Source organism: Reyranella sp. (assembly GCF_965279465.1).
Taxonomy (GTDB): Bacteria; Pseudomonadota; Alphaproteobacteria; order Reyranellales; family Reyranellaceae; genus Reyranella.
Window position 1 is genome coordinate 3,829,054 of the sequence record NZ_OZ257242.1, and the last position, 14,678, is coordinate 3,843,731.

At 66.4% G+C, this 14,678-nt stretch carries 14 protein-coding genes; 3 read left to right on the forward strand and 11 right to left on the reverse strand.

Annotated features, from left to right (window positions below):
- Window positions 1–10: 10 nt before the first annotated feature.
- Window positions 11–1,423 carry a CoA transferase gene (locus ACQY8M_RS18755; RefSeq protein ID WP_428674960.1) on the reverse strand — a complete coding sequence of 471 codons (1,413 nt, stop codon included), beginning with the start codon at window positions 1,421–1,423 and terminating at the stop codon, window positions 11–13.
- A 135-nt stretch (window positions 1,424–1,558) separates the two neighbouring features.
- Between ACQY8M_RS18755 and ACQY8M_RS18760 the strand changes: the two genes are divergently transcribed.
- Complete coding sequence (locus ACQY8M_RS18760; RefSeq protein WP_428674962.1) at window positions 1,559–1,735, forward strand: hypothetical protein; 177 nt, start codon at window positions 1,559–1,561, stop codon at window positions 1,733–1,735.
- Between the two features lie 28 nt (window positions 1,736–1,763).
- Here the strand turns inward: ACQY8M_RS18760 and sthA are convergent, their stop codons facing one another.
- The 10 genes from sthA to ACQY8M_RS18810 form a co-directional block, all read right to left on the reverse strand.
- Complete coding sequence (gene sthA / locus ACQY8M_RS18765) at window positions 1,764–3,197, reverse strand: Si-specific NAD(P)(+) transhydrogenase (RefSeq protein WP_428674964.1); 1,434 nt, start codon at window positions 3,195–3,197, stop codon at window positions 1,764–1,766.
- A 117-nt stretch (window positions 3,198–3,314) separates the two neighbouring features.
- Window positions 3,315–4,328, reverse strand: coding sequence for an acetamidase/formamidase family protein (locus ACQY8M_RS18770; RefSeq protein ID WP_428674966.1), 1,014 nt, complete (start codon window positions 4,326–4,328; stop codon window positions 3,315–3,317).
- A gap of 14 nt (window positions 4,329–4,342) precedes the next feature.
- Window positions 4,343–5,056, reverse strand: a complete 714-nt coding sequence (locus ACQY8M_RS18775; RefSeq protein WP_428674968.1) for an ABC transporter ATP-binding protein — start codon at window positions 5,054–5,056, stop codon at window positions 4,343–4,345.
- Window positions 5,046–5,774, reverse strand: coding sequence for an ATP-binding cassette domain-containing protein (locus tag ACQY8M_RS18780; RefSeq protein ID WP_428674970.1), 729 nt, complete (start codon window positions 5,772–5,774; stop codon window positions 5,046–5,048). Before ACQY8M_RS18780 ends, ACQY8M_RS18775 begins: the two co-directional genes overlap by 11 nt.
- Window positions 5,771–6,880, reverse strand: coding sequence for a branched-chain amino acid ABC transporter permease (locus ACQY8M_RS18785; RefSeq protein ID WP_428674972.1), 1,110 nt, complete (start codon window positions 6,878–6,880; stop codon window positions 5,771–5,773). Before ACQY8M_RS18785 ends, ACQY8M_RS18780 begins: the two co-directional genes overlap by 4 nt.
- A gap of 1 nt (window position 6,881) precedes the next feature.
- Window positions 6,882–7,751 carry an ABC transporter permease subunit gene (locus ACQY8M_RS18790; RefSeq protein ID WP_428674974.1) on the reverse strand — a complete coding sequence of 290 codons (870 nt, stop codon included), beginning with the start codon at window positions 7,749–7,751 and terminating at the stop codon, window positions 6,882–6,884.
- A gap of 170 nt (window positions 7,752–7,921) precedes the next feature.
- The gene (locus tag ACQY8M_RS18795) at window positions 7,922–9,151 is read right to left on the reverse strand and encodes an urea ABC transporter substrate-binding protein (RefSeq protein ID WP_428674976.1); all 1,230 of its coding nucleotides are present in this window, start codon (window positions 9,149–9,151) and stop codon (window positions 7,922–7,924) included.
- 42 nt (window positions 9,152–9,193) lie between these two features.
- Window positions 9,194–10,597 (reverse strand): amidase, encoded by a 1,404-nt coding sequence (locus tag ACQY8M_RS18800; RefSeq protein WP_428674978.1) that lies wholly within the window; start codon window positions 10,595–10,597, stop codon window positions 9,194–9,196.
- 155 nt (window positions 10,598–10,752) lie between these two features.
- On the reverse strand, window positions 10,753–11,061 hold the full coding sequence (locus tag ACQY8M_RS18805; RefSeq protein WP_428674980.1) for a hypothetical protein: 309 nt from the start codon (window positions 11,059–11,061) through the stop codon (window positions 10,753–10,755).
- 165 nt (window positions 11,062–11,226) lie between these two features.
- A complete protein-coding gene (locus ACQY8M_RS18810) occupies window positions 11,227–11,685 on the reverse strand; it encodes a TlpA disulfide reductase family protein (RefSeq protein WP_428674982.1) in 459 nt (152 codons plus the stop codon).
- Between the two features lie 127 nt (window positions 11,686–11,812).
- Between ACQY8M_RS18810 and argH the strand changes: the two genes are divergently transcribed.
- Window positions 11,813–13,240 carry an argininosuccinate lyase gene (argH, locus tag ACQY8M_RS18815; protein WP_428674984.1) on the forward strand — a complete coding sequence of 476 codons (1,428 nt, stop codon included), beginning with the start codon at window positions 11,813–11,815 and terminating at the stop codon, window positions 13,238–13,240.
- A 145-nt stretch (window positions 13,241–13,385) separates the two neighbouring features.
- Window positions 13,386–14,657, forward strand: a complete 1,272-nt coding sequence (gene lysA / locus ACQY8M_RS18820) for a diaminopimelate decarboxylase (RefSeq protein ID WP_428674986.1) — start codon at window positions 13,386–13,388, stop codon at window positions 14,655–14,657.
- Window positions 14,658–14,678 lie beyond the last annotated feature (21 nt).

The following is a 14,678-nucleotide window of genomic DNA, read 5'->3' on the forward strand; positions in this document are numbered from 1 at the left end:
TTGCCTCCTGTCAGGTCGGCCAGACGGGACGATGATAGCCTAGCGGAACCGAGGGTCGCGCCCAATGGCCGGGCGTTTCGGAAAGTTGCGCGACGGGCCTCAGGTGCCGCAGCGGGCCCGAGGGCGTCTGGCTCACCATCGACCAGCGGTCGAGCTCGGCCGGCGTGAACTCCGGCGCCACGCCGTTCAACGACGCTTCGGGCACCTCGCCGAGGTCGACCAGGTACTTGCCGACCTGGGCGAGGGACGTGCGCACCAGCCAGCTGCCGCCCTCGCGCGCGCGACGGGCCAGCGCTTCCATCGCGCCCGCCGCCATCAGGTAGCCGGCGCAATAGTCGATAGCCGACAGCGGATAGAACTGCGGGCCGGGCTCTTCCTTGTTTGGGAAGAGCTCGCCCTGGCGCGCCGTGATGCCGCTCACCGTCTGCACGACGGTGTCGAAGCCGCGCCGCAAGGCCCACGGCCCGGCGTGGCCGAACGCCGACAGCGACACATAGACGAGGCCGGGCCGCAGCGCGGCAAGCTCCTCGGGCGAGAGGCCGCGCGCGCCGAGACTGCCCGGCCGATAGCCCTGAGAGAACACGTCGGCCTGCCGGATCAGCCCAGGAAGCGTGTCGAGCGCCGCCGGCTCGCGCAGGTCGAGCTGGGCCGAGAGCTTGCCGTGGCCGGTGTCCCATTCCTGGTAGCCGAGATTGGGCAGGTGGCTCGCGGTGATCTTCATCACCTCGGCGCCGTGCTCCGCCAAGGTGCGGGCGCAGGTCGGTCCCGCCAGCACGCGCGTGATGTCGACGACGCGGATGCCGTGCAGCGGCCGGTCGCCGGCGGGCAGCGGCTCGGGCGGGCTGTCGCCGATCTTCACGATCTCGATCACCGGCAGGGCGGCGATGGCGTGCGCCTGGGGATGGTCCGCCCACTCGGCGGCGCTGCGCACCATGCCGCCGGCGCCCTTGCTGGCGATGATCGCTTCCTCGAGGTCCTGGGCATTCCACTGCGTCACGGCCTTGGCCACCGCCGTGCGATCCTCCGGCACGCCCAGCACCTTGAGCGCCACGGCGCGATGGTTGGGGAAGTTGCAATGGAGATAGCTCCAGCGGCCGTCCTTGGCGGGATAGAAGCCCATGATCCGGTTGCGGGTGTGCGGCAGAGCGCCGTCGCCGAGCTTCATATAGGTGCCGCTGCGCAGCGACGCCGTGGCCTGGCGAAGGTCGACGGCGACCTGCTGGCGCCGCCCGGTGCGCTGCTCCCACAGGCGTGCGGCGGCGAGGCCAGCGGCGGCCATTGTCGCGGCGCCGGCGATACCGACGCGGAACGGCGTGGGCAGCACGGGATCGTTGCCCCCGGTGAAGGTGACATTGTCCGCGGCATCGGAAGTCCATCCGATCGCCGGCAGGATCTGGCGCAGGGCGTCGCGTGGAGTCCTCATGGCGGCAGCCTAGCGCCTCTGGTCCCTTCGGAAACCCCCGATCCGAAACATACGAAACGCAATTTCGGTTGCGCACCATCTGCGGGAAACCAAGGCGGCCCTACAAGGCACCTCCCCGAAAGAGGAGGGTGCGAGATGTATCAGCTTATCGGCGCCGCCTTCTGTGTCGCAGCAGTGGCGTTCGCCTTCCTGGGCGATCCGATCGTGGGCCTGCTTCTGGTCCTGTGCGCGATCGTCTGGGTTGCCACGACACCGGCGCTCGCGCCGCTCCGTCGCCGACCCAAGCCGACCATGCTGATCCGCATGGAGTAGGGGCTGGGCAGCCTGCGGCAAATAGCGATCAGGTAACCGCTCGGCACGATGCCAGGACGCCCGAATTCTCGGCCGGCGGGGGCATGCGGTTGAAGGCGTCGAGGGCGGCGATCTTGTAGGCTTCGGCGAGAGTCGGATAGTTGAAGGTGTTCTGCACGAAATACTCGAGCGTGCCGCGCAGGTTGAGGACCGCCTGGCCGATGTGAATCAGCTCGGTTGCGCCCTCGCCGACGATATGGACGCCGAGCAGGCGCTGGTCGTCGAGCGCGAAGATCATCTTCATCATGCCCGACTGCAGCCCCATGATGTGGCCGCGCGAGGTCTCGCGGAAGCGTGCCACGCCGACCTCGTAGGGGATGCGCTGCGCGCGGACCTGCTCCTCGGTGAGGCCGACGGTCGAGATCTCGGGCACCGCATAGATGCCGTAAGGGAAGAATTGCGGGGCCGGCATCAACGGCGCGCCGAAGGCGTGGCAGGCGGCGATGCGGCCCTGCTCCATCGAGGTCGAGGCGAGGCTCGGAAAGCCGATCACGTCGCCCACCGCATAGATGTGCGGCACGCCGGTCTGGAAGGTCGAGGCGTCGACGGACAGCCGGCCGCGCGCGTCGGTCGTGAGCCCGGTGGTCTCGAGCCCGATGCCGGTCGTGGCGCCGACGCGGCCCGCGGCGTAGAGCAGCATCTCGGAGCGGATGCGGCGCCGGTCGTCGAGGATCGCGACTGGCCAGCCCTGCCCGTCGATTTCGACGCTCTCCAGCTTGCAGCCGAGGCGGAAGCTGACGCCTCGCTTGCGCAGGTCGTGGACGAACTCATCGATGATCTCGCGATCGATGAATTCGAGGAAGTTGGTGCGCGGCTCGATGATCGTCACCGGTACGTCGAGTGCCGAGAAGATCGTCGCATATTCGAGCCCGATCACGCCGGCGCCCACCACCGCGAGGCTGCGCGGCACACGCATCTCGGCGACCAGCGAGTCGGAGTCCACGATCGAACGATCGTCGAACGGAATGTGTGCTGGCCTGTAAGGCTTGGTGCCGACCGCGACGACGATCCGGTCAGCCTCGAACTCGGGCGCCTCGCCATCCCGCTGCGCGACGGCGAGGCGATTCGGATGGAGAAAGCGGGCGTTCCCCGCGACGGTCTGCACACCATTGCGCGCAAACTGGTGCTCCAGCACGTCGATCTCGTAGTCGAGCGTCTTGGCGAGGCGCGCGCCGAGGTCCTTGCCATCGATATCCTTCTTCACGCGATAGGCGAGGCCGTAGAAACCGCGCTCGCGCCAGCCCGAGAGGTTGAGCACCGTCTCGCGCAGTGTCTTCGACGGGATCGTGCCGGTATGGACCGAGACTCCGCCGACCCGCAGGCGGTTCTCGACCACCAGCACCGAGCGGCCGAGCTTGGCCGCCTGGATCGCGGCGCGCCGTCCCGATGGCCCGCTGCCGATCACGATCATGTCGTAACGCATTGCCGTCTCTCCCCTCGCGACGGCATCCTCGATCCGGCGCGGCTTCTCCCTCGAGCTAGACTGCCTGCGTGACGATCCGGTTACGATCGCCGTCGACTCCGGGAGCGAGCGCCCCTGCTATCGCGTGAGGTAGGTCTTCCGGATCGCCGCGCCGACCGTGTATTTCGGATCGACGAAGTTGCCCAGCCGGACCATGCCGCACTGGCTGAGCATCATGTAGGCGTCCCACTTGTCGAAACCGTAGTCGGCGACCATCCAGCGGATCAGCTCGCGATAGGCGATGCGAGTGGCATCCTCGAGCGGGCGCGTGCTGCCGATCGCCATGATGAAGTCGGCGCGTTCGAGGCGCGGCCATTCGATGGTCCAACCCTTGATCAGGTCGACGCGGATGGTCGTCGTGGTCGGATATTCGACGGCGACGCCGCAGACCTCGCCGTCACCCTGGCAGGCATGCGCATCGCCGATGAACAGGCGCGCGCCCTCCGACCGCACCGGCAGGTAGGTGACGCTGCCCGGCCCCATGTCGGGCAGGTCCATGTTGCCGCCGTGATTGTCGGGCGTCAGAGAATTGATCGAATCGATCTCGGGCGAGCAGCTCAGGGTTCCGATATGGGGCCGGTAGGGCAGCTTGACCCGCGGGCTCCAGTAAACCCATTCCTCGTCGAGATCGATCTTGCGCACCACCTCGGGCAGCGGATCGTTGAGCGTCGCCGTGTAGTACGTGCCGGTGAGCGCGCCGAACTCGGGGATCATGCAGCACGTCCCGCGCGGGTTCTCGCCGCGAGGTATCATGGACTCGATGTGGACGGCGAGCGCGTCGCCCTTCTGCGCGCCCTCGACCATGATCGGGCCGTTCTGCGGATTGAGGAACGGCACCTCGAGGAGCTGCGAGGGCTTGTCGGTTTCCTTCGTGATCTTTCCCTCGAAGGCGTCGCGCGTCTGAACCACGACCCGGTCGCCCGGCTTGATGTGCAGCACCGGCTCCGAATAGGGGCCCATCGTGTAGTGGAACCGGCCTTGCTTCTCTTCGGTGAGATCGTGGGTCTCGGGCGTGCGATCGCGGCCGACGCCGCGCGTCGCCATCAGCGAGGATCGCAGCCAGTCGGTGTCGCCCGACGCCATGTGATACATCGTTTGCCTCTTGGTCAGATTTGCAGGTGACGCTTGACGACGTCGCGGTCGGCAAGCGCGTGCGACGGCAGCTCGGTGACGATGCGGCCCTTGTCCATCACGTAGCAGCGCTGGGTCATCGCCATGATCATGTCGAGGTTCTGCTCGACGAACAGGATGGTAGTGCCGAGCTCCTTGTTGATCGTCAGCATGACCCGCGCGATGTCCTCGACGATCGAGGGCTGGATGCCCTCCGACGGCTCGTCGAGCAGAAGCAGGTCGGGATTGCCGATCAGCGCCCGGCCGATCGCGAGCTGCTGCTGCTGGCCGCCGCTCATGGTGCCCGCGGCCTGACGCTTGCGTTCTGCGAGGATGGGAAAATACCGATAGACCATGTCGTACAGCTTGCGGCTGCCCGCGCGGTTGACCATCTCGCCGATGAACAAATTCTCCTCGACGGTCATGCGCGGGAACACCTCGCGGCCCTGCGGGATGTAGCCGATACCGGTCTGCGCCCGGCGCTCCGGCGGCAGCGGCGCGATCTCCTGGCCCTTGAGCCTGATCGAGCCCTGCCAGACACGGAGCTGGCCGATCAGGCTGCGCATCATTGTGGTCTTGCCGACGCCGTTGCGGCCGATGACGGCAACGATCTCTCCCGGCTGGATGGCGAGGTCGATGCCGCGCAGGATTGGCGTCGAGCCGTAGCCGGTGGTGACGCTGCGGACGTCGAGCAGCGGCTCAGTGGCCATGGTGATGTCCCTTGCCGAGATAGATCTCCTGGACCGCCTCGTTGTCGGTGATCTCCTCGATGCTGCCCTGCGCGAACAGCCGCCCGAGATGCAGCACGCTCACCTGCCGCGCGATCTGGCGGACGAAGGCCATGTCGTGCTCGACGACGAGCACTGTCATCGCCTTGCGGTTCAGCTCGAGGATCATCTCGCCCGTCTTGTAGGTCTCCTCGGGCGACATGCCCGCGGTCGGCTCGTCGAGCAGCAGCAGGCGCGGCCGCACGCCGATCGCCATGGCGATCTCGAGCCATTGTTTCTGGCCGTGCGCGAGCTGGCCGGCCTGCTTGGTCGCCTCGGCGGAAAGATCGACCAGCGCCAGCAGCCGGTCGACCTCGCGCGCCAGCTCCGGGCCCGAGAACTTGTGCTGCAGGGCAATGACCAGGTTCTGGCGCACCGGCAGCTCGGCGAAGACCCCGGGGACCTGCATCTTCACGCTCATTCCCCGGCGCACGCGCGCGGCGGCCTGCAGGTGCGTGATGTCCTCGCCGCAGAAGCGCACGGTGCCGGCAGTTGGCGGATAGCGGCCGAGGATGAGCCGGAAGAACGTGCTCTTGCCCGCCCCGTTCGGTCCGATCAGGCAGTGCAGCTCGCCCTCCTGCACCGCGAGCGACAGATCGTCGACCGCCTTGAGGCCGCCGAAGCGCTTGCTGAGGTTCGTCGCCTCGAGCAGGGCGGTCATTCCGCCGCTCCGTCGCTTGCCGTGGCTCTCAGTTGTGCGCTGCGCTCCGCCCGCCGTCGGCGCCAGTTGAAGATGGCATCGCGATTCTCGACGACCCAGACGATATAGCCGCCGGGCATGAAGAGAATCGTGACCAGCAACAGGGCGCCGATGACGATGAGGGCATATTGCTGGCTGATGACGATCAGCGTCTGGAACAGCCAGAGCACGAACAGGGTGCCGATCAGCGTGGCGGTGAGATCCTTCCGCCCGCCGACCGCGACCCAGATGATCGGCATGGCGGCCGCAGGCAGCGCCATCGCCGCGGGCGAGATGAACTGGCCCCAGGCGGTGTAGAGCACGCCGCTCAGCCCCGCGAGGGTGCTGCCGACGATGAACGCGACCAGCTGGTAGCGGCGGATGTCGTAGCCCAGCAGCTCTGCGCGCTCCGGATTCTCGCGGATCGCCACCAGCACATTGCCGAACCGCGAGTTCACCAGCATGCGCAGGCCGAGATAGCAGAGCACCAGCAGCCCGAGAACGAGGTAGTAAAGCGCCGGGCCCTTGAACGTGATCTTGTCGCCGTCGAACCACGGGATCGACAGGCTGGGGATGCGCACCATGCCGTTATAGCCGTTGAGCCGGGCGCGCCCGATCCGCCATTCCGGCCCGGCGGTCTGGTTGACGAACGTGGCGAAGGTCAGCGTCACCGAGAGCGTGACGATGCCGACGAACACGCCGGTGATGCGCCCGTAGATCATGAAGTAGCCGAGCACGAGTGCGAGCAGCGCCGCGATCACCAGGGCGCAGAACAGGGCGAGGATCGGAAAGCCGTAATTGGCTCCCCAATTGATCGCCATCACGCCGTAGCTGTAGCCGGCCAGCCCGAAGAAGGCGGTCTGGCCGAAGCTCAGCATGCCGCCGTAGCCCCAGATCAGCGACAGGCCGAGCGCCATGAAGACCCAGACGCCGAAATAGGCAAAGTTGCCCACGCTGTAGCCGTCGCCGACCATGGGGAAGAGCAGCGCGGCGACGAGCACGACGAGCGCGGCGGTCCAGAAGCCGCGGCCGTTGCCGAAGGTCTGCGGCCCGTTGAGCAGGGAGAGGAAGGCGCGCATGCCGGTCACCTCACGAACGGCGCCGGGTGAGCCATCCCGTGAACCCGTCCGGCATCAGCCGGACCACGAGGCAGACCGCGACGAGAAGGCTCATGACGCCGTAGACTTGCCCATAGAAGGCGGTCGCCGTCGCCTTGATCACGGCGAGCGCGATAGCGGCCGGTGGCGTGCCGATCAGGATGTCCGCGCCGCCGGCCACGACGGTGACGAATGCCTCGATGACGAAGCTGCCGCCCATCATCGGGCTGAGCGTCATGGTCGGCGCATAGAGGCCGCCTGCGAGGCCGGCGAGGGCGGCGCCGAGGCCGAAGGTGATGGAGTAGATGCCGTTCACCGGCACGCCCAGCGCGCGGGCCATCGCGGCATTCTGCATCGTGGCGCGCGCATGGCGGCCGAAGCGCGTCTTCATGAACAGCAGGTAGAGGCCGACCAGCACCGCGACCGCGACGGCGACAAGCACGAGCCGGTAGATGGAGAACGAGGCGCCGCCGAACGACACGCTGCCGAACGGCGTGCCGACACCGGGTGCGCCGGAGCCCAGCAGCAGCAGCGCACCCTGCGTCATGATCAGGCTGATGCCCCAGGTCGCGACCAGCGAATCGATCGGCCGGTGATAGAAGCGGCGCACGATGGTGCGCTCGAGGAACATGCCGAACAGGCCGCAGACCAGCGCGCCGATCAGCATGGCGAGCGCCAGCGGCGCGCCCGCATGGTACGAATACGTCGTCACATAGCCACCCATGGCGATGAACTCGCCGTGGGCCATGTTGATGATGCCCATCATCCCGAAGATGATCGCCAGCCCCGCCGCGGCCAGCACGAGAAAGGCGAACACATCGGAGATCTGATAGGCAAACGCGACGATCTCGCTCGGCTGCATCTCGTCTCCTCGACAACGCTACGCTAGGACGGAGCTTGGTATCGGCCCCCGGTGTCGTGCCTGCTGGGAGCGCGGCTCTCCAGAGCCGCTCTTCCATCGGTTTGCTCCGTCACATGAGCGGCTCTGGAGAGCCGCGCTCCCAGCGATTCGATCATCACTGCTCGCCGCGATCACTTCTTCGGCAGGTTGCTCGGCGTGTACTGTTCCTTCGGGTCGTCCTTGGTCAGGTCGCAGCCGATCTGGCCCAGCCAGTAGGGCTCGATCCGGTCCCAGGAACGCTCGGTCTTCACGTTGTGCGCGGCGTCGACCGAAATCTGCCACATCCGGTGGGCGGCATGCTGCGACTTGGGATCGATGCAGATCTGGCCCTCGGGCGCATCGATGCAGGCCTTGCCGGTAGCGATCTGCTTGCGGATATCAGCCAGCTTGGTCGATCCGCCGGCCATCTCGACCAGCTTCTTGTACATGTAGACCGCGGCATAGGCGTTCTGGCCCATGTCGTTGACGTAGGTCTCGTTGGGGAACTTGGCGCGCCAGCGGGCGACGAACTCCTTGGCCTTCGGATCGTCGAGCTCCTCGAACCAGTTCATCGCGACGTGCATGTTCTCCATTGCCGGCGGCTTGAAGCGCTTGTGCTCGAAGGCAAGGCCGATGGTGATCGAGCTGCCCATCGGGATCTTGAGCCCGGCGGCCGGCGCCTGCTCGTAGAACGAGGATTGCGAGTTGCCGACCACCAGGGTCATCAGCCAGTCCGGCTTGGCCTTCTGGATGTTCTGGATCGTCTGGCCGAACTGCGAGACGCCGAGCGGGATGAGCTCCTGGCCGACGATCGTGCCGCCGTTCTCGGTCACCAGCTTGCGCGTCCACTCCGCCGAGATCTGGCCGAAATTGTAGTCGGCGGCGATGATGTAGACCTTCTTGCCGTACTTCTCCATCATCCACGGGATCAGCGTCGAGAACTGCTGCTCGGGCAGGCCGCCGGTGCCGATCATGTTGCCGTCGCAGACACCACCCTCGTACTGGTTCGTGTAAAAGTAGAGCACGTCGCTGTTGTCGACGATCGGACGGACCGCTTCGCGCGAGGCGCTGGTGGCGCCGGCAAACAGCACGTCGACCTTGTCCTTGTCGAGCAGGCGGCGGGTGAACTCCTGGAACTTCGAGTTGTCGAACTGCGGATCGTAGGCGATCAGCTCGAGCTGCCGGCCTGCGATGCCGCCCGCCTTGTTGATCTCCTCGACCGCGAGCTGCGTGCCGCGCACTTTCGGCAGGGTGAAGAGCGCGATCTCGCCGGATTGATCCTCGAGCAGCCCGATCTTGATCGGCGGCTTGTCGGCCGCCTGCGCGGCGGAGATGGCGAAGGCGGCTATTCCGCTCAACAAAGCACTGAGCTTGACGGTCATGTTCGGGCTCCCCCTGACGGCGACGATGAACTTCGAAGTGCGCTAGAGCGACGGATGACGGGTGTGCCAGTCGGTCGCCTGCTGATAGGCATGCCCGGCGCGCAGCAGCACGTCCTCGGCGAGATGCGGGCCGACGAGCTGGAAGCCGACCGGCAATCCGGTCGCGGTGAAGCCGCACGGCATGGTGATCGTCGGGCTGCCGCTCATGTCGAGCGGCGAGGTGAACTTCAGAAGGTTGTCGATCGTGCTGGCCTCGCTCAAGGTCATCTGCGCAAACGTCGGCCCGCCCATGAACATGGCCGGCATCAGCACGAGATCGACCTCGGTGAAGAGGCGGGCCAGCCGGCCCTTGAACTTGTCGCGCTCGACCGCCGCATCGGCCAGGGTGAGGGCGCTGGTGCCGATGCCGAGATCGAGGAAGGCGGCCAGCGTCGAGCCGTATTCGCTCTTGCGCGACGGATAGGTGTCCTTGTGGACCAGCGCCGTCTCCGCCGCGCAGAACGGCGCCCAGGCGGTGCGAACGGCGGTCACGTCGGGGAAGGAGATCTCGACCAGCTCCGCGCCGAGCGTGGCGAAGACGGCTCCGGCCGCGGCCACCAGCTCGGCGACGAGCGGCTCGACATCGACGGTGTTGAAGCGGGGATCGATTCCGATCCGCAGGCCGCGCGCGCCGAACACGCCCGCCTCCAGGCCGCCGACGTAGTCGGGCACCGGCGCGGGCAGTGTCGTCGGATCCTTGTCGTCGAGGCCGGCGATCGCGGCCAGCATGGCGGCGGCATCGGCCGCGCAGCGCGTCATCGGCCCGAGATGATCGAGCGAAGCCGACAGCACGAACGAGCCGTGGCGGCTGACACGGCCCCAGGTCGGCTTCAGTCCGGTCACGCCGTTCATCGCCGAGGGAAAGCGGATCGAGCCGCCGGTATCCGAGCCGATCGAGCCGAAGCACAACCCGGCGGCCGTCGCGACGCCCGATCCCGAGGACGACGCCCCCGCCCAATGATCGGCGTTCCACGGATTGAGCGGACGCTGGACCTTCGGATGATGGTCGGCGTAGGCGCCTTCAGTCATCTGTAGCTTGCCGAGCAAGACGGCGCCCGAAATCCGCAGCCGCTCGACGACCGTACCGTCCTCGTCCGGCTTCCAGCCGGAATAGATCGTCATGCCGCCGGCTGTCGGCACGTCCTTTGTGAAGCAGAGATCCTTGAGGCCGATAGGGATGCCGTGCATCGGTCCGCGCCAGCGGCCCTGGCCGATCTCGGCCTCCGCCGCCTTGGCCTGGCTGAGCGCGACATCCGGCGTGACCAGCGCATAGGCGTGCAGTTTCGGATCGACGGCTTCGATCCTTGCCAGCATCGCCTCGGTCAGCTCGACCGGCGAAACCTCCCGCGTCCTGATGAGCGCCGAGACCTCAGTGAGGGTCGACAATGCCAGCTGGTCCAACTTCATCACTCAGCGCCCCCTGCTATCTGCAGGGTGTAGCAACAATCGCGCCATGTCGAGTCGCGAGCCTGCAGCCAGACATCGACTTCTCCTTGCGCGCAGCGCAGGGAGGAAGGGTTGCTATGACATCGGCGTCCTTGCTGTTCCGCGGCACAGCTTGCTCAAAACAAGCCGCTTAATTCGCGATGGCCGTCGACGATGCCAACGATCTCGACCTCGTCACGGCGGACATCAAATTCGTACAGGATCAGATAGTTGCCTTCGACAAGCATCCGTAGCCCTTTTTCGGATGTCGCTCCGAGCGGGACCAATGCGCGGAAACCTCTGAAGGACCTGCATTCTTTCATCGAGGCGCAATAGAAAGCGATCGGCTGCGGCCGGATCATCAGCGGCGATGTAGCGCCAGATCTCACGCAAATCGCATCTGCGCGATGCGAAACGACGAGTTCAGTCACGCCGGCGGCGGGCACCCTTGAATGCTGCGCGCTCTTCTGCGAGCACGCGCTTTACGTCGAGCGGGCCGGCTCTTCCACTAGCCTTGCCCTCGTCCCAGCGTCGACGAAGTACATCAGTATCGAGATCGTGCAGGTGACGGCGCTGCTGCCATAAACGCAGTGCGTAACGAGTAATCGTCGCTACTTGGCGCTCTCCACAGCCGCCTTCATCAAGGCTAGCGCTTCGGGCCTGTCCCACTCGGCGTCGCCTTCGAGGCGGCCGAGCTCGCGGCCTTGGGCGTCGATCAGGATCGAGGTTGGAAGCACCGAGACGTCGAGCGCGCCAAGCGCCTTCTTGCCTTTGTCGAAGAAGATGCCGAGATGGGTGAGCTTCCGGTCGGCATAGAACGGCGCGACCTTCGGCCGGGACGGGCCGTCGAGCGAGAGCGGCAGCACGACGAACCGCTCCTTGCCCATCTCGGCCTGCAGCTTGTCGAGGCTGGGCATCTCCTTGACGCACGGCGCGCACCAGGTCGCCCAGAAATTCAGCAGCACCGTCTTGCCCTTGTAGGCGGCGAGGGTCAGCGGCTTGTCCTCGGCATCGGTGAAAGCGAATTCGGGCAGTGGCTTGGGTTCCTTCGCGAGGGCGAACTTCGCCACACTCCCCTGGAGCAGCGCCGGGCCTAGATCGGCTAATGCCGGAGCGGTAAAAAAAGCCGGCACGGAAGCGAGTAAGAGCCTGCGGCCAATGAGGAATTTGTGACGGGGATGTGCCATAGACGAATTCATGGCACGGAAGATTACCAGGAAAAAGGCGAACCCCAACACGATGTGGGGAGGTCGCTACTCGCTCGGGCCCGCCGAGATCATGGAGAAGATCAACGCTTCGATAGGCTTCGACCGGAAGCTCTATGCGCAGGATATCGCAGGTTCCCTGGCGCACGCCGACATGCTCGTAGCGCAGGGCATCCTGACCGCCAAGGACGGCCGTGCGATCCGGCAGGGCCTGGCGCAGATCAAGGCCGAGATCGAGAGCGGCAAGTTCAAGTTCTCGACCAAGCTCGAGGACATCCATTTCAACGTCGAGGCGCGGCTTACCGACATCATCGGCCCGGCCGGCGGCCGCCTCCACACCGGCCGCTCGCGCAATGATCAGGTGGCGCTCGATGTGCGGCTGTGGACGCGCGACACGATCGACCGGCTGGAGGCGATGCTGCGCGACCTGCAGGAAGCGCTCATCGACCGTGCCGAGGAATATGCCTCGACGATCATGCCGGGCTTCACCCACCTGCAGACGGCGCAGCCGATCACCTTCGGTCATCACCTGCTGGCCTACGTCGAGATGTTCGGCCGCGACCGCAGCCGCCTGCGCGACTGCCGCGAGCGCATGAACGAATCGCCGCTCGGTGCCGCGGCCCTTGCCGGCACGCCGCATCCGATCGACCGCAAGCACACGGCCAAGGCCTTGGGTTTCGACGCGCCGATGGCAAACTCGCTCGATGCGGTGTCGGACCGCGACTACGTCGTCGAGTTCCTCGCCGCGGCGTCGCTGTGCGCGGTGCACCTGTCGCGGCTCGCCGAGGAGATCGTGATCTGGTGCTCGGCACCGTTCCGCTTCATCGCTCTGTCGGATGCCTTCACGACCGGCAGCTCGATCATGCCGCAGAAGCGCAATCCGGACGCCGCCGAGCTGACGCGCGGCAAGACCGGGCGGATCATGGGCGCCTTCGTGGCGCTGTGCACGATGCTGAAGGGCCTGCCGCTGACTTACGGCAAGGACATGCAGGAGGACAAGGAGCCCCTGTTCGACGCCGCCGACTCGATCGAGCTCTGCGTTGCGGCGATGACCGGCATGGTGCGCGACCTAGAGGCCAACCCCGCGCGCATGCGCGCCGTCGCCTCGGCCGACTATTCGGTAGCGACCGATCTCGCCGACTGGCTGGTGCGCGAAGTCGGGCTGCCGTTCCGCCAGGCCCATCACGCGACCGGCGCGCTGGTCGGCAAGGCTGCCGCCAAGGGCGTCGATCTCGACAAGCTGTCGCTCGAGGAGATGCAGGCGGTCGAGCCGAGCATCACGAAGGATGTCTACAAGGTGTTGACGGTCGAGGCCTCGGTCGCGGCGCGCAAGAGCTATGGCGGCACCGCGCCGTCCAACGTCGCGCGTGCGGTCAAGGACGCGCGCAAGCGGTTCCTTAGCGGGCAGAGAGGGACATGAGGACGCGGATTCATTTCCTCCCTGCGCGCAGCGCGGGGAGGTGCCCGAAGGGCGGAGGGGTCATGAGCGCCAGTCGCGTTGCCCATGACCCCTCCGTCGCGGACTACCGCGCCACCTCCCCGCGCTGGCGCGAAGGGAGGAAGCCATGAGCGTCTTTGCCTATGACAGCGATGGCGACATGCTGGCCGAGGGCGTGGCCCTCAAGACGATCGCGCAGCAGGTCGGCACGCCGTTCTACTGCTACTCGGCGGCGGCGCTCCGCGCCGGCTGGCAGGAATTTGCCGACGGCATGAAGGGCATGAACGCCTCGGTCTGCTACGCGCTCAAGGCCAACTCCAATCTCGCGGTCGTGAAGCTGTTCGGCGACCTCGGCGCCGGGGCCGACATCGTCTCGGTCGGCGAGATGCGGCGAGCGCTGGCGGCAGGCATCCCTGGCAAGAGGATCGTCTATTCCGGGGTCGGCAAGAAGCCGTCGGAGCTGATGGCCGCGCTCGAGGCCGGCATCGGCCAGATCAACGTCGAGAGCTCGGCCGAGCTGGAGACGCTCAATGCGGTCGCGGGCCAGCTCGGCGTGAAGGCCGACATCACCATCCGGGTCAATCCCGACATCGATGCCGGCACGCACGAAAAGATCACCACGGGCCGCAAGGAGAACAAGTTCGGCATCGACATCGACCTGGCGCGTGAGGCCTTCGCCTTGGCCGCCCGCCTGCCCAACCTCAAGGTGGTGGGCGTGGCGATGCACATCGGCTCGCAGCTCACGACCCTGGACCCGTATCGCGACGCGATCGCCAGGGTGCGCGAGCTGATCGTCCAGCTCCGGACCGACGGCCACCGGATCGACCGGTTCGATATCGGCGGTGGCCTGGGGATCGTTTATGCCGACGAGAATCCGCCCTCGATCACGGATTTCCTGCAGGTCGTGCGCAAGGAAACCGATGGGCTCGGCTGCGAGCTGACCTTCGAGCCCGGCCGCCGGCTGGTCGGCGAGGCGGGCGTGCTGGTGGGTGAGGTGATCCTCGTCAAACCCGGTGTTTCCAAGACTTTCGTGATCGTCGATGCGGCAATGAACGACCTGATCCGGCCGACTCTGTACGATGCCTGGCACGATATCCTGCCGGTCCGCCGCCCGCGCCCGAATGCGGCCACGATCCGTTGCGACATTGTCGGGCCGATCTGCGAATCGGGCGACTACCTGGCACAGAACCGTGACTTGCCCCCGCTTTCTGCCGGAGACCTCGTCATGGTACGCTCGGCGGGCGCCTACGGGGCGGTGATGGCCTCGAGCTACAATACCCGGCCGCTGGCGCCGGAGGTCATGGTCGATGGCACGCGATTTGCGGTCGTCCGTCCAAGGCCTACGATCGACGAGATGCTCTCTTCGGAGCGGTTCCCGCCCTGGATGGAGAAAGCCTAGAGCGCAAGCCGAAAGGACGCG

Excerpts from the sequence above, each read along its gene's own strand:
- ACQY8M_RS18755 (WP_428674960.1), bottom strand. The coding sequence starts at position 1,423 with ATGAGGACTCCACGCGACGCCCTGCGCCAGATCCTGCCGGCGATCGGA.
- ACQY8M_RS18760 (WP_428674962.1), top strand. The coding sequence starts at position 1,559 with ATGTATCAGCTTATCGGCGCCGCCTTCTGTGTCGCAGCAGTGGCGTTC.
- sthA (WP_428674964.1), bottom strand. The coding sequence starts at position 3,197 with ATGCGTTACGACATGATCGTGATCGGCAGCGGGCCATCGGGACGGCGC.
- ACQY8M_RS18770 (WP_428674966.1), bottom strand. The coding sequence starts at position 4,328 with ATGTATCACATGGCGTCGGGCGACACCGACTGGCTGCGATCCTCGCTG.
- ACQY8M_RS18775 (WP_428674968.1), bottom strand. The coding sequence starts at position 5,056 with ATGGCCACTGAGCCGCTGCTCGACGTCCGCAGCGTCACCACCGGCTAC.
- ACQY8M_RS18780 (WP_428674970.1), bottom strand. The coding sequence starts at position 5,774 with ATGACCGCCCTGCTCGAGGCGACGAACCTCAGCAAGCGCTTCGGCGGC.
- ACQY8M_RS18790 (WP_428674974.1), bottom strand. The coding sequence starts at position 7,751 with ATGCAGCCGAGCGAGATCGTCGCGTTTGCCTATCAGATCTCCGATGTG.
- ACQY8M_RS18795 (WP_428674976.1), bottom strand. The coding sequence starts at position 9,151 with ATGACCGTCAAGCTCAGTGCTTTGTTGAGCGGAATAGCCGCCTTCGCC.
- ACQY8M_RS18800 (WP_428674978.1), bottom strand. The coding sequence starts at position 10,597 with ATGAAGTTGGACCAGCTGGCATTGTCGACCCTCACTGAGGTCTCGGCG.
- argH (WP_428674984.1), top strand. The coding sequence starts at position 11,813 with ATGGCACGGAAGATTACCAGGAAAAAGGCGAACCCCAACACGATGTGG.
- lysA (WP_428674986.1), top strand. The coding sequence starts at position 13,386 with ATGAGCGTCTTTGCCTATGACAGCGATGGCGACATGCTGGCCGAGGGC.